The following is a 23,426-nucleotide window of genomic DNA, read 5'->3' as shown; positions in this document are numbered from 1 at the left end:
GTTTAGTTATCTGATGTTCCGTCAAAATACACAGCACGACCTGTACGGGAAGATTCGTAAATAGCCTCCAAAATTTGGGTAACGACAAGGGCTTGTTCAGGTTTAACTACTGGTTCTTTATCTTCCCGAACTGCTTCAAGCCACAAGCGAGCTTCACGATCGGATTCACTCTCTTGTCCTCCGTTAAAGAAAGCTACTCCCCCTGCGGACAAGTCAATTTTAGTCTCGTATAGACGGCCACCACGGTCACCATTTAAGCGTAACCCGTCCTTCATATCTGCACCACCCTCTGTACCTGCTAGGAGCGTCTTCGCTTCTCCAAATTCAGATACATTAAGAGCCCAGCTTGATTCCAGTACAATTGTAGCACCATTTTCCATGGTAATAAATCCAAATGCTGAATCTTCTACTTTAAATTGTTCAGGGTCCCATGGACCAAAGGCATTTCCGCCGTTTTTACGGTTACCAAGCTTATGGAAAGTCGAGCCCATAACACTACGCGGTTTATAATTGTCCATCATCCATAATGTTAGATCAAGCGCATGCGTACCGATATCGATCAGTGGACCGCCGCCTTGCTTTTCTTCATCCAGGAATACGCCCCATGTAGGAACCGCACGACGACGAACGGCAATCGCTTTTGCATAATAGATCTCACCAAGCTCACCGTTTTCACAAACGTCTTTAAGATATTCACTATCCGCACGATAACGGTTCTGATAAGCTACAGACAATTTCATGCCTGTACGTTTGGCAGCCTCTAACATTTCCTGTGCTTGAGCTGTAGTCTTCGCCATTGGCTTCTCACACATTACATGATTGCCAGCTTCCAATGCTGCGATTGTGATCACGGAGTGACTGTCATTCGGTGTACATACATGCACGATATCGAATCCTCCGGCTTTCAAAAGCTCTTGATAATCTGTATATACAGCCGCGCCTTCAGCACCATAGGTTTTTGCTGCTTCCTGTGCACGTTCTTCGACGATATCACAAAAGGCTACCATTTCAGCGTTTGCTTGACGTGACAAACTTGGCATATGTTTTCCATTAGCAATTCCACCGCAACCGACAATAGCAATTCTCAACTTTTTAGACATGAACATTTCCCCCTTGATTAGCGTATGCTTTTACCCATTTCAAACTATCTTCTACACTTCCTAATGGTGAACGGCTGCAATAATCCTGCTCCACTACCGCCCACTCTACCTTTGCCTGTACAGCCGCATCAAGAATTGCTGTAAGGTTTACTTCTCCTTCGCCTAGAACAACCGTTTCCGGTGAACCATCCTCATGTTTCTTCAAATCTTTCAGATGGATGATTGGCAACCGGCCAGCGTATTTATTGATATACTCTACGGCATCATAACCTGCGTGATGTACCCAGCATGTATCCATTTCAACTTGCAGCAAATCAGCCGGCACCTCTTCAAACAAACCGTCAAACGCTGTACGGTCACCATATCGATCAGTTAACTCAAAGTCATGATTATGGTACAAAAGAACCGCTCCACGCGCCTTACACTTTTCTCCAATAATCTTCAGATTCGCAGCAACTTCTTCATAGTTACGTTGTTCTTCTGACAGATACGGCACAATTAGATGATGATTTCCAATCTCCAGGTTGTACGCGATCTCTGCCTCTGTATCATTCAACAATGCGTCATAGGGACGGTGTGCGCCCAGCGCTACTAGTCCAAGTTCATCAAGCAATTGTTTGACTTCTGCTGCGCTACGGCCGAAGTAATGGAAAAACTCCACACCTTTATAACCAAGGGCTGCTACTTTACGCAGTGTCCCTTCAAAATCCTGTTCCAGTTCTTCTCTGAGCGTATACAATTGCAGGCCTATCTTCAGCATTTTCGAATCACTCCAATTGGATTTAAAGTTAGCTTTCTGTAGTGACAATCACTTGAACAATAATGCTGTAACAGAATTGACTAATCTGATTCACATCAGTTTCCTTAAACTGTCATTCTTGTAAGCACAGCTAATACCGACTGTTTCTAGCGTTGATGGTCGATTTCTTTCTTTATTGCTTAGCTACATAGTAATATGAAAGCGTATATATTAAAATGAATAATATGATTAAAACATGAACAATCTGCTTATCATTTCAATACACCCAGGAGGACCTATGACTCATTCTGCTACCTGTCACGTATTATCAGCCGGATTTTCTTTTCATCGCAAGCCTTTTCATATGTCTCAAAGTCAAGGGAACCAGAACTTTCTTATACGTCTGCAAACAGAAGGAAGGAGCCGTGCATTGATCGATGGTGTAATGTCACCTGTGGAAAGCGGGGATATTATGTTATTCGCTCCAAATGATCCTTACTATTTGATCATAGATAAAGAAGAGTACCCTGTGGGCAAGCCACGAATTGAAAGCGGAGATTATCATATCTTTTGCGGAGGAACATGGATTGATGAATGGTGGCAACGTTCACAAAGACCCACTCGCCTAAGTGTGCCGCTTAGTGAGAGTTTTCTTGGCTTGTTTCGCCAATTGATTCTGGAGCACCGTCGACTTTCCGACTTCTCTCCAGAAATATCTGCCTGCTATCTGCAAATTCTATGTATGGAAATCGACCGGCTAATTACAGATCAGCCAGCAATTACTCCAAAAGGTTATCTGGCATACCGAATGAAGCAATATGTTGAGGAGCACGCAACCCTACCCTTTCTATTGGAAGATGTAGCAGGTTTTGTGGGTATATCCGTCTCGCGGGCCGTTCATTTATTTAAGGAAGCCTTTGGGACCAGTATTATTAAATATGTAAACGATGTCCGACTGGAAATGGCCAGAGAACGGATAACCTTCAGTCCCATGCCGCTGGAGCAAGTAGCAGAAACTTGTGGTTTTGCGAACTACACCTATTTTCACCGGGTCTTCCGAAGTCGTTTCGGGATGTCACCAAGAGAATATCGTGTGCACAGCAGAGAACAGGTGTAAATGAAGAAAACCCGTTTCATTGCAAAAGGGTTGTCCTTTAGTAGAAAAAGCTACTTTTAGGACAACCCCTGCTTCTATATTCGAACATAACTCGTGAGCATGAGATTATTCTTTTACAGCCGAAATGATCAGGAACATCGGTCTACGCTCCTCATCCTTCATCCATAGATCATTACTCATTTCTGCTGAAGGCTTTGGTTCTTTAACCGCTTTAATAGTAAAGCCAGCTTCAATCAGGTCATTGAAATAGGTGGAAATCGTGCGATGGTATTTAATCACATTTTCTGTTAAGAATTTCGTTTCACGAAGTCCTTCTGATTGATAATGATCTACGGGCCAATGCAGGCGGTTTCCTTGTTCATCGGCATACCAGTCTTGCTCTTCACGTGAAGTAAAGATTGGATGCTCCACTGAAAAAATAAAACTCCCGCCAGGCTTAAGAAACGAATGCACCTTTCGGCAGATGGCTGCAAAAGATTCAATATAGTGGAAAGCCAATGAACTGAGAACCACATCAAATTGCTCGCTCGCAAAATCAATGTCCTCAATCGGCAGCTGGATATAAGTTATAGCAGGATCGTTCGTTTTTTCACGCGCCTGTTGCAGCATTTTTTCAGAGATATCCACACCTATAACTGAACTCGCCTGCTGCTCACGGGCATATAGGCAATGCCAGCCAAAGCCGCAGCCCAGATCAAGCACACTTTTATTATGTAAGTCTGGAAGAAGCGCCTTTAATACATGCCATTCTCCTGCTGCTGCAAGCCCTCCAATAGAACGGGGCATTTGCTGGTAGGCAGAGAAGAAATTCGAATCGTCATATTTATTTTGTTTCATCAGGGATACATCTCCTATATATTATTTCTTCAATTACTATACGCTGAGCGATGTTCTCTTATCAAATAGCCAATAAAAAAGGAGCATCATCTTGGAAGATCTGCCCCTTATATCTATTCTTATTCAATTGTTCCTGCTTGCTTGGTGTTAATCGTACATGCTGTGAAATGGCTCCATAATCACTATTCAATCTACGACTCTGTGCTGCGCACCAGGCTCCGGAGCGCTCTGCCTTACGCAAGGCTTTTTGTGTCTTGGTTCGTGCCATGTGACACCACTCTCCTATTCATGGGTGAATGATTATTGATCTTACATCTATAAGACAACTTCATTTTAACATATTCCAGACTATGAGCGAAGCAAGAATTCCGTTACACTTAGAGCAAAGCTAGTATTCTATCTTATCTAAATAGATGCGGAGGTTTAAAGGATGAATTACCAGGTTTTGTATGAAGGTGCTTTTGCTATGTTAAAGGTCCAACTAAATCCCGGTGAAAGCGTAAAGGCTGAAATGGGCGCAATGGTCGCGATGTCACCTAACGTAGAATTAAAAGGAACCGTGGATGGTGGTTTAATGCGCGGTCTCGGGAGAATGCTGAGCGGTGAGAAATTCTTCTTTCAAGAACTTAGAGCGACCCGTGGTCAAAGTGAGGTATTGCTGTCACCTGGCTCACTCGGCGATATTCAGGCGATAGAATTAGACGGATCGTATAAACTGTTAGTTCAAAAAGACGGATTTCTCGCCGGAACTGAAGGCATTCAAGTAAATACCAAAATGCAGAATTTAACCAGAGGGCTCTTCTCCGGTGAAGGCTTCTTCATTGTAGAAATCAGTGGCAGAGGAACGGTGTTCCTGTCTTCCTTCGGTGCTATCCATGCAATAAATTTAGGACCTGGTGAAGAAATGATTATCGATAACGGACACCTCGTAGCATGGCCAGACTATATGGACTACAAGGTGGAAAAGGCAGCCTCTGGCTGGCTTAACAGCATAACCAGTGGTGAAGCACTTGTCTGCCGCTTCCGTGGAGAAGGTGTAATTCTCGTTCAGAGCCGTAACCCTGGCAGTTTCGGAACGTGGATCAAATCCTTTGTACCTACTCGAAGCTAGACTTCCTAGAACGCAGTAATCAAAAAAGACACAGGCTTAGAGAAAGCCTGTGTCTTTAGGTTAGAAAGCAATCTTACGAGACTGCTTTATCTGCTTCTGCTTTTGCTTTTTTGCAGCCAGTACGTTTACATGTTCCATAAGTACCCTTGAAATCAAGGCGGTGATCCGTGACGTTAAAGCCATATTCACGTTCCACTCTTCTCTCCAGCTCCACAAGCCAGTCGTCCTTAATTTCCTCCAACCGACCGCATACGCTGCATATCAAATGATGATGCATATGCGAATGATCGTTCCCGCGCAAATCGTAACGGGCAACTCCGTCTCCGAAGTTCATCTTCTCTACAATGTGTAGCTCACATAAAAGCTCAAGTGTACGGTATACCGTTGCCAGGCCCAGATGTGGATAGCTGTTCTTAACAAGCATATATACTTCTTCTACGCTTAAATGATCCTTCTCATTGTCGAGCAGAACGTTCACTATAGCTTCACGCTGAGGCGTTAATTTATATTTTTGCGCCGCAAACAATTGACTGATATTTGATATTTGATCCATTTGGTCTCCTACCTTCCCGGAACGATTTAACATCCGTACCCTCTGAGACGCTCCTATTTATGCAGTTAAGACAAACCATAAATAGTAATCGTTACGATATAATCATAACAAAATTAACCACGAATGAAAAGAGCCTGACATCATTATATCATTTCATGCCACTTATCCAAAGTACTACACCCCAATCTGGCCTATATTTCTATTAAAATCTACTTTTTCGTGAAATAATACAGATTAGACCGCAACCTTTCCATAATTTACAACGTTAAAGGAGTGACAAAGGCTAAGGAGCCTATCCATACAACGAGGTGAAAAGACATGAACATGAAAAAAAGCACACTAGCAGTGATCACAACCGTAGCCATTTTCTCCTTTTCTTTGGGTGGTCAGATGTTTGCAGCTGGGAACACCTTTAAGGATATTGATAACATAAACGGCAAAGAAAAAATCATTTCTTTAAAAAATCAAGGGTTAATTAAAGGTGTCAGCGAATCTCAATTTCTCCCTGGCTCTAAGGTAACTACAGCCCAAGGGATTCAGTTTATCTCCGGCGGTCTCCAGCTCAGCCTCGCAGCCATTGACTTTAACAAAGCTCCTGTTGCCAGCGGCTTGTTCACAAAAGTAAAAGACAAAGCCTGGTACGCTGAAGCCTTTATCAATGCTTATTACAATCAAGTTAAGCTACCAAAAGACATTGATCCTAGCCTAATTATGACCAAAGAGCAATTCACTAACTATCTAGTGCAAGCGATCGAAGGCGTAGGTAATCTGCCGATGATCAATATCGTTCCAGTAGATATCGCTGATGAAGCGTCACTGACCCCTGCATATCAAGGCAGTATTCAGCGCTCCCTGAAATACAAGATCAATACTCTAGACGCTAACGGAAAGTTTAATCCAAAAAGCGAACTCACCCGTGCCGAAGCTGCGATTATGCTCTACAACGCTTTGGAGTTCCTGAAAACAGGAGTATAAGCCAAATTTCAGTTACTCTTCTCATTTGAATAATCTACACAAGAAAAAGCAGCTCCGGATGATTCCCGAGCTGCTTTTTCTTGTATATTGTCTTTCTACTCTTCTTCACCATTCAGTCTATTCAGAAATTGCAGAGCCCGGGGATTCTTCGGATGCTCCAGCACTTCTTGCGGAGTCCCTTGCTCTAAAATATGACCACCATCCATCAAAATGATCCGGTCCGCTACATCGGCGGCAAATTTCATCTCGTGGGTCACAATCACCATAGTCATACCTTCTGCTGCTAATTGTTTGATGACCTTAAGCACTTCCCCTACCAGCTCGGGATCGAGCGCCGAAGTGGGCTCATCAAACAACAGCACTTCTGGATCTACTGCCATAGCCCGGGCGATGGCCACTCTCTGCTGCTGTCCTCCTGACAGCTGATGTGGATAGTTATCAGCTTTATCAGCCAAACCCACCTTAGCCAGCAGTTGAAGGCCCCGCTTACGCGCTTCTTCCTTGGTTCGTTTCAAGACAGTTACCTGTCCCTCCATCACATTGCCTAGCGCAGTCATATGCGGAAATAAATTATACGATTGAAAGACCATCCCTGTTTTCTGCCGAAGAGCTAATACGGAATTCTGAGGAATTTTCTTATGATCTGTAAAATTGATGGTGATATCCCCAAGTGACAGGCTGCCTTGATCCGGGATTTCCAACAGATTAAAACAGCGCAGCAGTGTAGTCTTTCCGGAGCCGGATGGCCCAATAATGACAAGTACCTTTCCATGCTCCATTTTCAGATCAATACCCTTTAACACTTGGAGTGCGCCGAAGGATTTATGCAAATTAATGATTTCAATCACAAGTATCTCTCCTTTAGGTCGCAGAGTAACGATCGAGTCGTTTCTCCAAGTAATTTTGCAGCACCGACAGCACAGAACAGAACACTAAATAAAACAATCCTGCTTCGGAGTATACCAACAGAGGCTCATAAGTGGTAGAGGCTACCTGCTGAGCAGTTCTAAACATCTCCGTATAGGTGATGATCGCTGCAAGCGATGTATCTTTGACCAAGCTAATAAAAGAATTGGATAACGGCGGTACAGAAACGCGTGCAGCTTGTGGCAGAATTACGCGGCGCAGAGCCTGCCCACGAGTCATCCCGACTGAGAAGGCAGCTTCCCACTGGCCTTTATGTATCGACAGGATAGCAGCGCGTACGATTTCCGATGAATAAGCCCCTACGCTAAGGGTAAATCCAATGGTGGCGGCAATGAAAGGGTCGAGTACAATACCAACAGCCGGCAAACCATAAAATATAATAAATAGCTGCACTAACAACGGGGTTCCCCGAATGACCCATACATAAAAACGGGCGATTAGCTTCGGAATTACCCACGGTGAAAGACGTGCCAACGCGGTTAGGATCGCCAAAATCAATCCAAGCACAAAGGAAAGTAGCGCCAACGGAATGGTAAAAGCCACCCCGGCTTTAAGCAGGGGTAGCAGTGTATCTAAGAAAATTTGTATTTTGCGGTCATCCATTATTCAGACATCCTTTTTAGCTTCTAGGCTTAATTAGCCTTGCTAGCCTTGTATTATTTTGAAACGTCAGCTCCAAAGTATTTCTCGGAAATTTTCAAGTACGTTCCATCACTTTTCATCTCTTTAATCGCATCACTGACCGCATTCACCAGCTCATCATTGCCTTTCAGGAATACCGCAGCACTTTGTGAGCCTTCAGGAATCTCATCAACCACTTTAATTTTTGCATCTGGTTTTTGTTTTTTCAGATCCAGATAAGACAAGCCATCATTCACAGTTGCATCAATACGTCCCGAAGTCAGCAGATCCATCGCTTGATTGAAACCGTCCGTAGCTACGATTTCAGCACCGTTCTCACGAGCGATGTCGGATAAGTTACTAGTCAGGGATTGTCCTGCTTTTTTACCCTTTAGATCAGCAAAGGTCTTAATATCCTCATTGTTTTCGCTCACGATCAATACTGCCTTGGATACAATATAGGGTTCAGAGAAATCATATTTCACTTTGCGATCTTCGTTAATGGAAACTTCATTAAAAATGACATCAAACCGTTTCGCATCCATCCCAGCAAAAATACCATCCCACTGAGTTTCAAAAAATTCAGCTTCAACACCTAAACGTTTGGCTACTTCTTCGGCAATTTCCACGTCAAAACCCGTCAATTTCCCCGCAGTGTCATGATAAGTAAAAGGTGCATAAGTCCCTTCTGTACCTATCCGCAATTTGCCGCTGGCCTTCACAGCCTCCAAACTGTTTTGCGCTGAAGATGCTGCTCCACCATTCGTTCCAGCTGTTGGTTCAGCAGCCGTATTGGTATTCGAATTATTGCCGCAAGCCGCTACAAGGACCACGGTTAACGCCAATATAATAGTTAAACTCCATTTTTTCATTATTAAATCCCCTCTCTCTATCCGGTTTTTTTCCGGTAAATTGAATAGTACACTGCCATCACATGATCGTCAATACTTTTTTCCGATTATATACATCGGAATTGTAATATTAACTAGATTTCTACTTATATCTTACCCAATCTTGGATTAATCCTTCACTTCTTTCTCTCTTTACTTCTCAGAAAGATATGGTATATTTATAAACAAATTAATATGGACCTGTTATTTCACTAGGGGAGTCGGCCGACTGAGACGGAGCTTCAAGCTCCGGACCCTTGGAACCTGATCTGGATCATACCAGCGGAGGGAAGTGGAGCAGAATTTTCATCAAGCATGTTAAGTGTTATTATGCAGAATGAACTTTTTGACCCATTCATTTCCTCTGGAAATGGATGGGTCTTTATTTGTTTAGACGCTCCACAAAAATATTAGGAGGTTAGATCATCACGACCATTTTATCTATTCAAGGCCTAACCTACTCTTTTCCGGAAACTGAACAACCCCCTGTATTCGCAAATCTATCCATGGATATCAGGCAAGGGGAATTCGTCTCCGTAGTAGGTGCTAGCGGATGCGGGAAAAGCACATTTTTCAAAACGGTTGCCGGTTTACTCGAACCTACTCATGGAAAAATAAAACTCCCTACGCTCCCCTCAACCGCTAGTCGTTTAGGTCAGATCGCTTATATGCCTCAGCAGGATTTATTGCTGCCTTGGAGAACAGTGCTCGACAACTGCCTTTTGCCCTGGGAGATCAAGCCCAGATTTAGTAAACAGAAAACGATCACTCAGATTCGGGAAATGTTGGCCCGCTTCGGCTTAACAGATGTAGAGAAGGCTTATCCCCATGAACTTTCGGGAGGTATGAAACAGCGAGTAGCATTTCTGCGCACCTTAGTGGCTGGAGGCGGAAGTGGTCTTATGCTGCTGGATGAGCCCTTTGGCGCTCTCGATGCCATGACCAAACGTGAGATACACCGTTGGCTGTTGGAGTTATGGGGTGAACTGAATCAGACGATTATGCTCATCACTCATGATCTGGAAGAAGCCCTATTGCTCAGTGACCGGATTTATTTATTATCTGGCGGTACGCACAGCGAATTACAGGAGATCATTGTCGATCTACCAAAACCAAGACATTATAAGATGAACTATGAACCCCGGTTTATAGCACTACGGGCAGAGTTGGAGCGAAGATTGCATGCAACCTATACCTTTTAAAAAACATCTAGACAACTATGGTCCCTTCCTTCTTCTGGTACTGCTCATTCTTGTAATCTGGGAGTCAGCTGTTCGCCTTCACTTGATTCCAGCCTTTATTCTCCCTGCACCTTCATCTATTGGCATCGCATTGATCGAGCACAGGCAATTATTATTTGGACAGCATTTATTAGCGACCTTGCAGGAGATACTGGTAGGTTTTGTCCTTTCTGTGATTTTTGGTGTATTGCTGGGTATTGGAATGTTCCTGTTTCGCCCCGTAGAAAAGGCCATCTATCCCTTCCTTATCATTAGCCAGACGGTCCCATTAATTGCGCTATCGCCCATTTTTATTATGTGGTTCGGATATTCGCTGTGGAGCAAAGTGGCTGTGGTGTTTTTGACGGCTTTTTTTCCAGTTGTAGTGAGTACATATGATGGACTTCGTACAAGTGGCCAGACTTACAAGGACTTATTATTAACATTTGGTGCAAACCGCTGGCAGCTGCTTGTCAAAACCCAAATTCCACTGGCGTTGCCTGCTTTTTTCTCTGGCTTAAAGCTGTCCATTGTATACTGCGTCATCGGAGCTACTATCGGGGAATGGCTCGGCGGCAGTAAAGGACTCGGTTACTTCAGCCGCAGAATGGCCGGAAATATGCAGAGCGATGAAATGTTCGCGGCTGTATTTCTGCTGTCCGCGCTTGGTGTTGTGCTTTTTCTGGCGATAGCTTTACTCGAACAATTATTTTTAAAGAAAAGAGGATCTAACCAATGAATCATTTAAAATCACCACAACGAGGACTTATTTCTGTATTTCTAGTATGCACACTTTTGCTCTTAAGCAGCTGCGGGAAGGCAGACAAGCTAAATAACAACTCCCAAACCGGTTCCTCCAATTCCGAAAATAAACAGTCACACAAGCTGACGATTATGCTTGATTGGTATCCCAATGCCGTTCATTCCTTTCTATACGCTGCGCAACAGCAAGGTTTTTTCCAAGAGGAAGGTTTGGATGTCGAGATCAAAATGCCTGCGGACAGCAATGACGCCCTAAAGCTTGTAGCAGCAAATCAAATTGATCTAGCGCTCAGCTATCAGCCTCAGGTACTTATGGCACGCGGCGAGAAAATTCCTGTACGTTCGATTGCAGCTATCGTGCGGCATCCACTGAATCATCTGATGGTTCCTCAGGCAGGCAGTATTCATAGTCCCAAAGAGCTCGTGGGAAAACAAATCGGCTATTCCTCCATTCCGCTCTATGAAGCAATGATTCGGACAATGATCCAGAGTGATGGAGGCGATCCTTCATCCGCCAAGCTGATTGACGTAGGTTTTGACCTTATCCCTGCGATCTCTACAGGACAAGTGGACGCAATAATGGGCGGGTTCATCAACCATGAACAACTGATCCTTGAAAAAGAGGGACATCCGGTCACCTCGCTTAATCCAACGGATTACGGAGTACCTGACTATTATGAGCTTGTGCTGGTGGCCAGCGAACAAGGATTGCAAAATTCTGAAGCCTACTTCAAAAAATTTCTAAATGCCATAACAAAAGGACAGATATTTGTGGAGCAGAATCCTGAACAAGCCCTGGATTTACTGGTTGCACATGAAGATGCAACTTCACCGCTCGACAAGGAGATTGAGAAAAAAAGTCTTGAGATTCTACTGCCACTGATGAATGCTGGCGATCAATCTTTTGGTTATCAAGACCCGACATCTTGGGAAAAGGTTCAGCTGTGGTTATCCACCAACGATCTTCTACCAGAAGATATTAAAGCACAGGAAGCTTTTATCAATCTGTAACGTTTAGTTAGTTATTCATACAAGCTTGAGGAGGAATTATGATGAGTTACTTAGCCAAAGTACGGGAATCCAACCCCTTGATCCACAACATCACTAATATTGTAGTAGCCAATTTCTCAGCCAACGGTCTGTTGGCGCTGGGTGCCTCTCCCTTTATGGCGGATGCCCACGAAGAAGTGATCGACATCGCCGCTATGTCGTCTGCTGTAGTTCTAAATATAGGCACACTCAATGACTACGCCATTCAATCTATGTTGCTCGCTGGTAAATCCGCTAATAAACACGGGGTTCCCCTAGTGCTTGACCCGGTAGGTGCAGGCGCAACTTCTTATCGGACCGCTGTCACTCAAAAGCTAGTGAATGAGATGCAAATCACCGCACTGCGGGGGAATGTAGCTGAAGTCGCTAATGTCATTGGAGAGAGTTGGTCCATTAAAGGGGTGGATGCTGGCGAAGGTGAAGGCGATGTAGTCCTTTTGGCTGAAGCTGCTGCGAGGAAGTTAAGCTGTGTGGTCATCATAACTGGAAAAGACGATGTGATCACGAATGGAAAAAACACTTATATTGCCAGCAACGGTCACCCTATTCTCACGAAGGTTACAGGAACTGGCTGCTTGCTCAGCGCTGTTGTGGGTGCATTTCTCGCGGTAAGTGGAGGTGCCTCGTTGGAGGCTGCAGTGGAAGCCCTCTCCTTCTATGGAGTAGCCGCTGAAATCGCCGCTGAACTAACAACTGGTCAAGGGCCGGGAAGCTTTCAGGTTGAGTTTCTAAATCAACTGACATGGGTCACGCCAGAAGTCTTCCTAGAAAGATCTAGTATCAAACAGCTCAGTTAATGACCCTCAAAGGAGTGAAATCGATGATTATATCCAAAGCTCTAACCATTGCCGGCTCCGATAGCGGCGGTGGTGCTGGCATTCAGGCCGATCTAAAAACCTTTCAAGAGCTTTCTGTCTATGGCATGTCCGTCCTCACAGCTGTGACAGCGCAGAATACGCTGGGTGTCCAAGGGGTTTATCCAGTGACTCTGGACGCCATAATTCAGCAGCTTGATTCTATAGGACTTGACCTGCAACCAGATGCCGTAAAGACAGGGATGTTATTTAACAGCGACATCATCCGCATTGTGGCAGATAAAATTAAGTATTACGGCTGGTCTAATCTTGTAATTGATCCTGTGATGGTCGCTAAAGGAGGGTCCACACTGCTGCTGCAGGAGGCGGTTCAATCCTTAATCAGCCATCTGCTGCCCTTAGCATTGGTGACGACACCCAATATTCCCGAAGCCGAAATGATCACAAAGATGACGATCTCCACCATAGAAGAACGCAAAAAAGCAGCCAAAATCATTCATGGCATGGGCTCCAAATATGTAGTACTAAAAGGGGGACATGATACCTCGACCACAGCCGTAACCGATCTTCTATATGATGGTCACGAATATACCTTATTGGAGAGTAGCCGGATTCAGACCAGACATACGCATGGTACAGGCTGCACCTATTCAGCAGCGGTCACCGCCGAGCTAGCCAAAGGCAAATCCGTAGCTGAGGCCATTCAAACTGCCAAAGCATTTATACAAGCGGCGATTGAGGACGAGCTGGGCATAGGGGCTGGGCATGGACCAACCAATCATTTTGCTTATCAAAACAGACTGCGAGGGATAAACAGTGCAACGAATGAACAGTGAACATCTGCGAGATCTATTAAAAGTCTATTTCATAATGGGCAGCGTAAATTGCCGTAAAGCTCCCGTTAAGGTGTTGCAGGAAGCGGTAGCTGGGGGCATAACCATGTTTCAATTCCGTGAAAAGGGTACCGGATCCTTAAGTGATAAGGCACGACTTAATCTTGGCAGACGACTTCAAAAGATCTGTCATGCCAATGGCGTGCCCTTTATCGTGAATGACGACATTGATTTAGCGATCGCGCTTGATGCGGACGGAATTCATGTAGGACAGGAGGATACACCTGCATTGGCGATCCGCCAGCTACTTGGAGAGAATAAAATCATTGGTGTATCCGCTCACTCCTTCGCTGAAGCTCAGCAGGCGATTGCCGATGGAGCCGACTATCTGGGCGTGGGTCCCATTTATCCTACGTCATCCAAGGAGGATGCCAAAGCTGTTCAAGGCACTGCGATGATTGAAGAACTAAGAAATAAAGGCATTACCATCCCTTTGGTTGGCATTGGGGGAATCACGCTGCAAAATGTTGCACCAGTATTAACAGCTGGTGCGGATGGGATCTCTGTTATCTCAGCGATTGCCGGAGCTGAAGATATTACCACAACTGCCAGAGGCTTTGTTGACAAAGTCAGTTTAAGCGGGACATAAGCTCACACAGCTCTTCACTGCTTAAATGCCGCCATTGTCCCAGCTCCAAGCCGTCTAATGTAATATTCATAATTCTTATGCGCTCCAGCTTTAGTACTCTATATCCTAACTCCTTGCACATTCTGCGTATTTGCAGATTAAGACCTTGAGTTAGGATAATTCTAAACTGACATTCAGTGATCCGATAGACCTCACAAGGTTTCGTTGTGACTCCAAGAATGTTCACGCCGCTAGACATCTCTTGTAAGAATTCTGACGTAACCGGTTTGTCTACATGAACTACATATTCTTTTTCATGCCCATTCTCGGAACGCATCATTTTATTTACAATCTCTCCATCGTTGGTTAACAAAATGAGGCCTTCCGAGTTTTTGTCTAATCTGCCAATCGCAAAGATCCGTGAAGGATACCCTACAAAATCAATAATGTTCCCAGCCACATGTGGGGCTGCTGTACAGGTAATGCCTATCGGCTTATTCAAAGCGAGATACACTGGCTCCCCTTTACTGCTTGTTATCGGCTCCCCATCGATCCATACGATATCCTCTGGCTCTATAAGAATGTTCGCCTCACAGACAATACCGTTTACAGCGATTCGACCTGCTGCAATTAATCGTTTGGTTTCCCTTCTGGAACAAAAGCCTGTTTCGCTTATATATTTATCGATTCTCACTGCTGATCCTACTTTCATTCTATATACTTACCTCTAGTCATAAAAAAACACCTGATTTTAACGATCAAAATCAGATGTTAACCTTCAGGAATAACCCAGTTTAAGGGAGCTATTTGGTGCTTCCGCTTTTTTTCACGTTACTGCCCTTGCTTCCACCTGCACCTTTAGCACCTGGACCCGTCGTTGGGTCACTTTTAGCAGGTTTAACTGGTTTTGCTGTTTTGTTCCAGCGTGTCCAGCCTTTACTCCCCGTACCTCTGCCTGTGCCGCCACCTTTACTTTTTGCACCCATCATATCACTCCGTCAGTCATTCAGAATTCGTATAGTTTATACACTTTACCTATCTTACCACACTCTCAACCTTTCTGTTTAAGTAATAACAAATGCTTCATCTAACTAGCAACTGTTTAGAATTTAGCATCTTTATTCATTTCATGAATATCAAAGGTATCCTGATGTATTTCGATGGCGATGACGGTGTCCTTTTTTTCAAAAAATTGCACATGCCCTAACCGCTTGTCCTCCAGCTCTATCCATCCAGCATCGTTTAATTTATTAAAATAGCCGTCAGGCCGATAAAGACCTTGTTCTCCCCCTATATTATCCAATTCGTACTTTACACCTATTTTTATATTAGGATTATTTGAATTTGTTATCACTTCGATTTCTTTGGCATTCTTCGGAATAGGAATTTCGGCATTTATAGAGGACACTCCATACTCTTGTTCCTCTTGAGCTGACGATGTACAACCGCTTGTAAACAGGATTAATGGTAACCATATAAAAGCTAATAAATATTTATTCAATGGTATCCTCTCCTTCCATAACTTATTTTACCAAATTCAAAATTAAAATAAAAACACCCCACCAAAGACTAAGCTTTGATGAGGTGTCTATTCACATCAGCTTTGCAGCTCATGCATGGACTTATTTCGGTTGAATATAACCTTCTGCTTTCAGAAGCTCAGCGATCAGCACAGCACCGCCAGCTGCTCCGCGCAGGGTGTTATGGGAGAGACCTACGAATTTGTAATCATAGAGGGCATCTTCCCGAAGTCTGCCCGTCGATACGCCCATTCCGTTCTCGATATCACGATCCAGCTTAGTCTGTGGACGATTGTCCTCTTCAAAATAGGTAATGAACTGTTTAGGTGCGCTAGGCAGTTCAAGCTCCTGAGGACGTCCTTTAAAACTCTTCCAGAGATTCAGAATCTCTTCTTTGGACGGTTTTTTCTCAAAAGAAACAAATACAGCAGCCATATGTCCATCCGCTACAGGCACACGGATACACTGCGAAGTAATCGTTGGCGCTTCACTCTTTACGATACCCTCTTCTTGAACACTTCCCCAGATCCGCAAAGGCTCTTGCTCGCTTTTCTCTTCTTCGCCACCGATATAAGGAATCACGTTGTCCAGCATTTCTGGCCAGTCTGCAAAAGTCTTTCCTGCACCAGAAATGGCTTGGTAGGTGGTGACCACCACTTTAGATGGATTGAAGTCTTTGAGTGCATGAAGTGCAGGCACATAACTTTGAATGGAGCAGTTAGGTTTAACCGCAATGAAACCTGTCTCTGTTCCCAGACGTTTTCTTTGCTGTGCAATAACCTCAAGATGCTCCGGATTAATCTCAGGAATGACCATAGGCACGTCAGGCGTCCAGCGATGCGCTGAGTTATTGGAGATTACTGGCGTTCCAGTGCGCGCATAAGCTTCTTCGAGCGCTTTAATCTCATCTTTTTTCATGTCTACAGCACAAAAGATCAAATCTACATCCGCAGCTACTTCTTCTACCTTAGAAGCATCTTGGACCATAATATTCTTTACGTTCTCAGGCATTGGAGTAGATAACTTCCATCTGCCCTTGGCCGATTCTTCATACGTTTTTCCAGCAGATCTAGCACTGGCAGCAATCGCAGTTACTTCAAACCAAGGATGATTCTCTAGAAGGGCAATAAAACGTTGTCCTACCATACCTGTGCCGCCAACTATGCCGGCTCTTAGCTTTCTTGACATCAGAAAATACACTTCCTTTTGATTAACTGTCCTATTGTGGATAATAGGCCGATAATTAATGATATACGGCGCGGGAACATTTGGCGAGTGTTAACATCAAAATAACATTAAAAATTTTATTTTTAGCGGATTATATTGAATTTCACTAATGCTAATAAAAGAAATAGCTGCACTCAGTACAATTATAAGTCTATTTTCTGCTTAGACAACTCTTTAACTGCATTCTCTACAACTATTTCCCCGAAAAATAATGGAAATGCCCTCTAAGTGAACTTTTAGATGTAAGAAATGCAACTAAATCGCATCTGCAGAGCATTTTATAGCATATAGTTGTAGGAAATACATCTATTTGCGATTGGTGAGTATAAATCAGCAATCGGCAATCAGCGATCAGCAATCAGCGATTAGCGATTAGCGATTAGCAATCAGCAATCAGCAATCAGCGATCAGCAATCAGCGATCAGCAATCAGCGATCAGCAATCAGCGATCAGCAATTAGCGATCAGCAATCAGCGATCAGCAATTAGCGATCAGCAATCAGCGATCAGCAATCAGCAATCAGCGCTCTGCTATTCACGTTTACAAGCTGCTTCAACCAACTAATCGTTTCTTACCCCCGCTTACTTAAACCAACCTTTTTCCTTAAATCGAGTGATTGCCTCGATGCGGTTACCTACATCCAGCTTATCTAGAATAACTGAGATGTAATTCCGGACTGTTCCCGTGGTAATGTACAACTGGCTGGCGATCTCTTTTGTATTTTTACCGTCGGCAATGAGTCCAAGTACTTCCTTCTCCCGCTGAGTCAGAGGATTTACTTCACCGCTGTAGGCTTCATCCATTAGCTCCGGTGCATACATGCGTCGGCCTGCCATCACATTACGTATCGAAAGTGCCAGTTCTTCGCTAGGACTGTCTTTCAGCAAATAAGCATGAACTCCCGCCTTGAGCGCACGTTCGAAATATCCCGCACGGGCAAAGGTGGTTAATATCATCGTTTTGCAACCGCTATTCTTCAGCGCTTCCGCAGCGTCGAGACCACTCATCGCTGGCATCTCAATATCCATAATACAGATATCCGGCTTATGCTGCTGAACCATCGCTACAGCTTCTTCCCCGTTGCTTGCCCGGCCCACGACCTTCATATCCTCTTCTAAATCCAACAAAGATGCCAGCGCTCCAAGGAGCATTCGCTGATCCTCAGCGATTACAATCTTAATCATTATACGGTTACCTCCTGTTCCGGATGCTTAAATGCATTTGGGACCTTAATCACTATCGTAGTACCCTCATCTCGCACGATATCCATACAGCCATTTACAAATTCAAGACGTTCCCGCATACCTTGCAGCCCATGTCCTTTAAAATAAAGATCATTGCCCGGGATGCCGGTTCCATCATCTTTCACTTTAATGATGAGATCTGTGCGTGTGGGTTCAATGATAATTGCGCAAGATTGTGCATTACTATGCTTCACAACATTTGTGACAGCTTCCTTAATACACATGCTGAGCACATTCTCCGTAATCAATGAAGTGTTAGACAGTTTAGGATTGCCTTGCAAAACATAGTCGATCTCCGCAGCCGCAAGAAGCTGCTGAATATGAACGAGTTCGTCCTCAAGCCGAATGCCGCGCATTCGCGTAATCATCTCCCGGACCTCTTTCAGTGCACTTCTTGCCGTCTGGCGTACATCATTAATCTCGGCTTTTGCTTGCGTCGGATTACTGTCGATAAGCTTTCCTGCCAAATCACTTTTCAGACCAATTAACGAAAGCTTCTGACCTAATGTATCGTGAAGATCACGTGAAATCCGCTGGCGTTCCTCGAGCTTAACCAATTCTGAAATACGCTTATTAGCATCCTCCAATTGGTCTTGCAGCTTCCCTTGATTATTCCGGTTATAGGTACTGATTGGCAGCAGGATCACTGCAATCATACTGACAAGCACAAAGGGAAGCTGGCTGATAAATACGGGATTACGCGACAGCAGCTCATAATTGATCGTAATAATCGTAGTCAGCAAATGAATGGAGTACAGGGTGAAGAACCCTACTCGGTTCTGGATATTCCCAATAAAAAAGGCTAAAAAAAGCGCAAAATACATATATCCGAACAACAACGTCATCGTTATAGAGACCAGTATCTGCACGCTCGTCCAAAAATAAACTAACCAACCCTTGGAGACAAAAGAAAGCACATAACAAACAAAAAACACAGCGATCATCAAGATTCCCGAAACTACCTGGTAGGGAGAAGAGGACCGAAAGATGAAATAAAACGGTAGAATATAAAATACGACCCATACATAAGGGCTAAGACCTGTACTTTTATGAAAAATATGATGCCACTTCTGCATGTTCGCTCTCCTTTTTGCCATATGCCACTCACCTTATTCTAGCATAAATCCGGTAAAATCCGGTGAACCACAACGATAAAGAGAAAAAAGATTAGAGCGCGAATGAGTTCTCCGGCTCTAACCTTCCATTTTGCTGCTATTTGATTACAATGTAGCTATTATTCTCCCTGGAGTCTGGGCTTATGAACTTGCAGGACCTCGCCTGCAGTTTTCGGTTTATTTAATATGGACTTCATCTCTTTGAAGCTAATGAATCGTTTATTTTCCTCATCCCAAAGACGGAAATTAAGGGCCTTCAAGCTGGTACCAATCGTAATCGTTGTTGCTTTTTGTAGCGGTGGCGTCGCGTTATGCGCTTTTTCCAAATTATAGTTTGGCACCTTTGGACTTAAATGATGCACATGGTGGAAGCCGATATTGCCCGTAATCCATTGCAGCACCTTCGGCAGCTTATAATATGAGCTACCTTCAACCGCGGCCATCACATAACTCCATTCAGATTCATTCTCGAAATAAGAGTCTTCAAACTGATGTTGGACGTAGAACAACCATATGCCGAGAAACCCTGATACAAATGCTACAGGCAGCTGCACCATAAGAAATGCCTGCCAGCCAATAGCCCATATTAGCAAGCCATAAAGCGCTGCGATTGAAATATTCGTCAAATAGGTATTCATCCGCTCTTTGCGTCTAGCACCTTTAACATTGAAACGATACTGAATCATAAAAACAGCAATCGGTCCAAGACCAAACATCACGATGGGATTGCGGTAAATCCGGTAATATAGACGTTTCCAGAAGGAAGCCGCTGCGTATTCCTCGACCGTCATAATCCAAATATCGCCGATCCCTCTTTTATCGAGATTACTGGAGCTGGCGTGGTGAATGGAATGACTATGTTTCCACTGCCGATAAGGAACCAGTGTCAGTACACCTGTGATCGTTCCGATAATATCATTCGCTTTACGATTCTTAAAAAACGATCCATGTGTGCAATCATGAAAAATAATAAAGGTTCGAATTACAAATCCTGCTGCAGGAATAGCTAACAGAAGGGTGAGCCAATAGGAAACGGATAAAGAGAAATAAGCTCCGCCCCATAACAGCACAAGTGGTCCTAAAGTATTGATGAGCTGTCTTATACTTGCGTTGCGGTCATTTTTCTCGTAAGGGGCTACACTCTTTTTAAGGCTGGAGAGCTGTGATGTCTGTTTTGTAGTCATCTATATCGTTTCCTCCTTGATGTGTCCGGCTAAGGATCTTTTCATCTACTCTAAGTATAGAAGATAAAGTGTCATCCTATAAGTCATAAACATCAAGTAGAGAGTATGACAAATGTCATACTCTCCTTCTCATTTAAATTACGTTAGCATTGCAGCCAACATCCATCTTCCTTCACTTCGTATTGACCTTTGATCTCACCAATTCCATTAAGGATTAACGAATCTTTATTAAAAGTTGGAGGTTCATCTAGTACGAGGTGCAGTTTATTAATATTTCGAAGGTCAGCTGTATAGTAGCTAATCACTGGCTTTTCCAGAAAATACTCCGCATCATTGATTTGGATTCGTAAATTATTCTTATGAATGCATTTCTCATCTCCACCAATAATACCCATAGGATTAAAACCCGTAGATTTTATATCTCCTTCAATATACAGGTGGTACCCTTCAAGGCTGATAAAATCAATGAATTCCTTCTCCCTGATTGTTTTGACCGATTGCATAATATCTTCCGTTTCTTTGCTGATGGATATCTCCTCGAAGGGAATGATGACTTGATCCACAAATTGCTTAAAAAACGCATATAAACTTAACTCCGACTTCATAAACTCTTCTTTCCAATCGGTCCGAAGCTCATCCAGCAGCAAACATATAAACAGACCAGAACCGTAGCAGCTTCTTCTGATATTAGCCGAAGATTCAAGTTCATCTATTAAATACGAACTGAATTTGTGCAATACTTCCTCATTAGGTAGGGTGGATTTTTCGGCATAGGCATTTAATTCAACATACCATGCGGGTCCTTCCAGCGTTTCAATAAGATATTCATTTAGCACGTACTCCCCGAGCAGTTGTTCTCTTTGTTGACGGATGGCAATAAATCTGTACATTGCGTGATTACGCTCTTCAATAGTAGCTGCCATTACACTAAGATATAAATGATGTCTTTCTTGAATCCGCAATTCCATATTTTCGAGGGATAAAGGGTAGGTAATCATCAATAATTCATCTGCATAACGTTCATCTCCCATCAGGAATTGATAACCGTGAAATAATTCGTGTACACAAATGGCGTACAAGTCTTCGAATTCTTCATGTAATTCCAGATTAACGATGGCTGTAGGGTGATCCTCATATAAAATGATGGTATCTCCTGAGAATTCATTACTCCAAGGAAGCAAATGTGGATGATATCCTACCGTTTTGAATTTGGGATGATTGTACAGATACACGTTATCCTTATTATAAAATGCAAAAGAAACAGCCTCGAACCCTTTCCAATATTTCTGCAGCTTGTGGTTCGTTAAACACTTAACAATCATCTCCAAATGAAATTCCATCCCCTACCTCCTCGTTAATGGATCTGCTTAGTATGCTCTTCTCGGTATTCTGTTGGTGTTTGACCACTAGCCTTTTTAAAAACCTGTGTAAAATAACGTGGGTCCTGATAACCGACAAGAGGAGCTATCTGATACACTTTTACGTTGCTGCTCTGCAAAATATACTTCGCCCGCTCCATCCGGCAGTGTGTAACATACTCCAAAAAGGTATAGCCTGTTATTTGCTTATATAGAGTGCAGAAATGACTGATGCTGAGATCAGCCAGCTCCGCTACTTCCTCAATACTTAAATCTTTATGGTAATTACTCTCAATATAACGTTTCGCTTTCTCGATGGCGCTACGCGTATCCTCGCGGTTCACAGGCTTGTTCCCTTGCTCCAATCGCACACCAAACTCTTCTTTCAGAGCAGAGATCACTTCATTTAAAGTGCCGAGATTGTGCATCTTGCTAAGTAATCCATGCAAGGACCAATCTGAATTTATATTCAAATACTCATAATTTCTGTATAACACAACGATCAATTCAACAAGAAGACGTTCAGCCATATCCTTAGGAACAGCTTGTGACTCAATAAATAAAGCAAGCTCATCAAATAAAGACCACATCCGGTCTCTATTTAAGGTACGTATACTTTCAATCAGCGCGGTTTCCAGCTCTTTTGGGTATTTCACCTCTTTACTGCTTGGGAACGATATCTCTTCATCAATAAAGACCCCGGCAAGCCCCGAATAGAACCGTTGATATAAGGCCTTCGCGGCCAGAGGGTAAACCGTACTTAATTGATCAATGCCTTGTGTGGTGCGGCTGATGCCTACGGAACAAGACTGCTTGGAGTATCTCTTGATTCCCGCTATCAAATGTTCACCAAGTTCTCTCCTGCTGGCGCTTAAAGATCCAGGGAACAGTAGTATCCACTCTCCATTATGAAACGGGAAAACCGTCAGCACGCCATGCTCCAGTGACCATTCTTCCACAATATTGCGGATTGCAAACAGCCATAGCCGTTTTTCTTCTACACTCCATTGACTGCTCAGTGTGGTGTAGTCATCTAACTGGACAACAGCCATGAAATATCCGCTCTCCAGTTCACTGTTCTCCAGCCATTTCAGATGCTCAAGCGGCCTTGCATTTCCCAAAGTGATTTCTGCAAACAGACGTTCACGTGCAAGCAATGACAGCATCTGCACAGAATGAATCAGCTGATCATTTTGCTTCTGTTCATCCAGCTTGGTTCTGGCGCGGTTTAGCATTTCAACCAGTTCATCATGATCGATCGGCTTCAATAAATAATCAAAAGCACCTTGACGTAATGCTTCTCTTGCATATTCGAACTCTCCGTACCCGCTTATAAAAATAAACACCAGCTTCGGGTTTTTAGACAATACTTCCTTCATCAACGTAATCCCGTCAATTACGGGCATGCGAATATCACTAATCACGATATGTGGTGAAGTGTCTTCTATCAAGCGGAGAGCTAATTCTCCATTTCGGGCCTCTCCCACAATCTCCATCTGAAGATCATTCCATGGAATGGCTGCTTTTAAGCTACGAAGAATAATCGGCTCATCATCCACGATTATTACTTTATATTTCTCTTGTAACTCATCCATTCCCT

At 43.6% G+C, this 23,426-nt stretch carries 26 protein-coding genes and 1 riboswitch; of the genes, 9 read left to right on the top strand and 17 right to left on the bottom strand.

Going from position 1 to position 23,426, the window contains the following annotated elements; translation table 11 throughout:
• Positions 1–2: 2 nt before the first annotated feature.
• Entirely contained in the window at positions 3–1,100 is a 1,098-nt protein-coding gene (locus NST25_RS12735) for a Gfo/Idh/MocA family oxidoreductase (protein ID WP_340394111.1), read from the bottom strand.
• The gene (locus NST25_RS12730) at positions 1,093–1,860 is read right to left on the bottom strand and encodes a sugar phosphate isomerase/epimerase (RefSeq protein ID WP_076125967.1); all 768 of its coding nucleotides are present in this window, start codon (positions 1,858–1,860) and stop codon (positions 1,093–1,095) included. The genes NST25_RS12735 and NST25_RS12730 overlap by 8 nt, the downstream gene beginning before the upstream one ends.
• A gap of 277 nt (positions 1,861–2,137) precedes the next feature.
• On the opposite strand from NST25_RS12730, the gene NST25_RS12725 reads away from it, so the two are divergent.
• Entirely contained in the window at positions 2,138–2,956 is an 819-nt protein-coding gene (locus NST25_RS12725) for an AraC family transcriptional regulator (RefSeq protein WP_076125965.1), read from the top strand.
• Between the two features lie 105 nt (positions 2,957–3,061).
• On the opposite strand, the gene NST25_RS12720 is transcribed toward NST25_RS12725, so the two are convergent.
• Together NST25_RS12720 and NST25_RS12715 are read right to left on the bottom strand one after the other, a co-directional pair.
• Entirely contained in the window at positions 3,062–3,793 is a 732-nt protein-coding gene (locus tag NST25_RS12720; RefSeq protein ID WP_339248404.1) for a class I SAM-dependent methyltransferase, read from the bottom strand.
• 61 nt (positions 3,794–3,854) lie between these two features.
• Positions 3,855–4,061 (bottom strand): hypothetical protein, encoded by a 207-nt coding sequence (locus NST25_RS12715; protein ID WP_076125962.1) that lies wholly within the window; start codon positions 4,059–4,061, stop codon positions 3,855–3,857.
• 162 nt (positions 4,062–4,223) lie between these two features.
• On the opposite strand from NST25_RS12715, the gene NST25_RS12710 reads away from it, so the two are divergent.
• Positions 4,224–4,904, top strand: coding sequence for a TIGR00266 family protein (locus NST25_RS12710; RefSeq protein WP_036686316.1), 681 nt, complete (start codon positions 4,224–4,226; stop codon positions 4,902–4,904).
• Between the two features lie 73 nt (positions 4,905–4,977).
• Here NST25_RS12710 and NST25_RS12705 read toward each other — a convergent pair whose 3' ends face one another.
• Complete coding sequence (locus tag NST25_RS12705; RefSeq protein ID WP_036686314.1) at positions 4,978–5,457, bottom strand: transcriptional repressor; 480 nt, start codon at positions 5,455–5,457, stop codon at positions 4,978–4,980.
• 318 nt (positions 5,458–5,775) lie between these two features.
• Here NST25_RS12705 and NST25_RS12700 point away from each other — a divergent pair, with 318 nt between their 5' ends.
• On the top strand, positions 5,776–6,432 hold the full coding sequence (locus NST25_RS12700; RefSeq protein ID WP_339248402.1) for an S-layer homology domain-containing protein: 657 nt from the start codon (positions 5,776–5,778) through the stop codon (positions 6,430–6,432).
• Between the two features lie 95 nt (positions 6,433–6,527).
• Here the strand turns inward: NST25_RS12700 and NST25_RS12695 are convergent, their stop codons facing one another.
• Genes NST25_RS12695 through NST25_RS12685 form a run of 3 tightly spaced genes read right to left on the bottom strand, consistent with a single transcriptional unit; the run spans position 6,528 to position 8,852 of the window.
• Positions 6,528–7,280: an amino acid ABC transporter ATP-binding protein gene (locus NST25_RS12695; RefSeq protein ID WP_076189904.1), complete on the bottom strand. Its 753-nt coding sequence runs from the start codon at positions 7,278–7,280 to the stop codon at positions 6,528–6,530.
• A gap of 13 nt (positions 7,281–7,293) precedes the next feature.
• On the bottom strand, positions 7,294–7,962 hold the full coding sequence (locus NST25_RS12690) for an amino acid ABC transporter permease (RefSeq protein ID WP_076125956.1): 669 nt from the start codon (positions 7,960–7,962) through the stop codon (positions 7,294–7,296).
• 53 nt (positions 7,963–8,015) lie between these two features.
• Entirely contained in the window at positions 8,016–8,852 is an 837-nt protein-coding gene (locus NST25_RS12685) for an amino acid ABC transporter substrate-binding protein (RefSeq protein ID WP_076183478.1), read from the bottom strand.
• A gap of 222 nt (positions 8,853–9,074) precedes the next feature.
• Positions 9,075–9,178: riboswitch (TPP riboswitch) on the top strand.
• 198 nt (positions 9,179–9,376) lie between these two features.
• Here NST25_RS12685 and NST25_RS12680 point away from each other — a divergent pair.
• From NST25_RS12680 to thiE, 6 genes are read left to right on the top strand one after another with little or no spacing between them, the layout of a single operon-like run.
• Positions 9,377–10,072 (top strand): ABC transporter ATP-binding protein, encoded by a 696-nt coding sequence (locus tag NST25_RS12680; RefSeq protein WP_179088165.1) that lies wholly within the window; start codon positions 9,377–9,379, stop codon positions 10,070–10,072.
• Complete coding sequence (locus NST25_RS12675; protein ID WP_081383239.1) at positions 10,053–10,829, top strand: ABC transporter permease; 777 nt, start codon at positions 10,053–10,055, stop codon at positions 10,827–10,829. The genes NST25_RS12680 and NST25_RS12675 overlap by 20 nt, the downstream gene beginning before the upstream one ends.
• Positions 10,826–11,863, top strand: a complete 1,038-nt coding sequence (locus tag NST25_RS12670; protein WP_340394106.1) for an ABC transporter substrate-binding protein — start codon at positions 10,826–10,828, stop codon at positions 11,861–11,863. The genes NST25_RS12675 and NST25_RS12670 overlap by 4 nt, the downstream gene beginning before the upstream one ends.
• A 41-nt stretch (positions 11,864–11,904) precedes the next feature.
• Entirely contained in the window at positions 11,905–12,699 is a 795-nt protein-coding gene (gene thiM, locus NST25_RS12665) for a hydroxyethylthiazole kinase (RefSeq protein WP_076183472.1), read from the top strand.
• 23 nt (positions 12,700–12,722) lie between these two features.
• Positions 12,723–13,553, top strand: coding sequence for a bifunctional hydroxymethylpyrimidine kinase/phosphomethylpyrimidine kinase (gene thiD / locus NST25_RS12660; protein ID WP_340394105.1), 831 nt, complete (start codon positions 12,723–12,725; stop codon positions 13,551–13,553).
• Positions 13,543–14,199, top strand: a complete 657-nt coding sequence (thiE, locus tag NST25_RS12655; RefSeq protein ID WP_081383238.1) for a thiamine phosphate synthase — start codon at positions 13,543–13,545, stop codon at positions 14,197–14,199. The genes thiD and thiE overlap by 11 nt, the downstream gene beginning before the upstream one ends.
• On the opposite strand, the gene NST25_RS12650 is transcribed toward thiE, so the two are convergent.
• The 9 genes from NST25_RS12650 to NST25_RS12610 form a co-directional block, all read right to left on the bottom strand.
• Positions 14,180–14,872 carry a pseudouridine synthase gene (locus NST25_RS12650; RefSeq protein WP_340394405.1) on the bottom strand — a complete coding sequence of 231 codons (693 nt, stop codon included), beginning with the start codon at positions 14,870–14,872 and terminating at the stop codon, positions 14,180–14,182. The genes thiE and NST25_RS12650 overlap by 20 nt on opposite strands.
• Before the next feature lie 109 nt (positions 14,873–14,981).
• On the bottom strand, positions 14,982–15,164 hold the full coding sequence (locus NST25_RS12645) for a DUF3934 family protein (protein ID WP_340394403.1): 183 nt from the start codon (positions 15,162–15,164) through the stop codon (positions 14,982–14,984).
• 116 nt (positions 15,165–15,280) lie between these two features.
• Positions 15,281–15,679 carry a hypothetical protein gene (locus NST25_RS12640; RefSeq protein WP_340394103.1) on the bottom strand — a complete coding sequence of 133 codons (399 nt, stop codon included), beginning with the start codon at positions 15,677–15,679 and terminating at the stop codon, positions 15,281–15,283.
• A 121-nt stretch (positions 15,680–15,800) separates the two neighbouring features.
• Positions 15,801–16,886: an aspartate-semialdehyde dehydrogenase gene (asd, locus tag NST25_RS12635; RefSeq protein ID WP_036686293.1), complete on the bottom strand. Its 1,086-nt coding sequence runs from the start codon at positions 16,884–16,886 to the stop codon at positions 15,801–15,803.
• A gap of 620 nt (positions 16,887–17,506) precedes the next feature.
• Complete coding sequence (locus NST25_RS12630) at positions 17,507–18,109, bottom strand: response regulator transcription factor (RefSeq protein WP_036686291.1); 603 nt, start codon at positions 18,107–18,109, stop codon at positions 17,507–17,509.
• On the bottom strand, positions 18,109–19,245 hold the full coding sequence (locus tag NST25_RS12625; RefSeq protein WP_076125940.1) for a sensor histidine kinase: 1,137 nt from the start codon (positions 19,243–19,245) through the stop codon (positions 18,109–18,111). The genes NST25_RS12630 and NST25_RS12625 overlap by 1 nt, the downstream gene beginning before the upstream one ends.
• 158 nt (positions 19,246–19,403) lie before the next feature.
• Positions 19,404–20,468 carry a fatty acid desaturase gene (locus NST25_RS12620; RefSeq protein ID WP_076125939.1) on the bottom strand — a complete coding sequence of 355 codons (1,065 nt, stop codon included), beginning with the start codon at positions 20,466–20,468 and terminating at the stop codon, positions 19,404–19,406.
• Positions 20,469–20,611: 143 nt separating this feature from the next.
• Positions 20,612–21,808 (bottom strand): hypothetical protein, encoded by a 1,197-nt coding sequence (locus NST25_RS12615; protein ID WP_076125937.1) that lies wholly within the window; start codon positions 21,806–21,808, stop codon positions 20,612–20,614.
• A gap of 14 nt (positions 21,809–21,822) precedes the next feature.
• Positions 21,823–23,421, bottom strand: a complete 1,599-nt coding sequence (locus NST25_RS12610) for a response regulator (protein WP_076183463.1) — start codon at positions 23,419–23,421, stop codon at positions 21,823–21,825.
• Between the last annotated feature and the right edge of the window lie 5 nt (positions 23,422–23,426).

It is taken from the genome of Paenibacillus sp. FSL E2-0190 (genome assembly GCF_037992965.1).
Classification (GTDB): Bacteria; Bacillota; Bacilli; order Paenibacillales; family Paenibacillaceae; genus Paenibacillus_AQ; species Paenibacillus_AQ odorifer.
The sequence above is the reverse complement of the archived record's forward strand: the minus strand, read 5'-3'. Positions and strand labels throughout refer to the sequence as shown.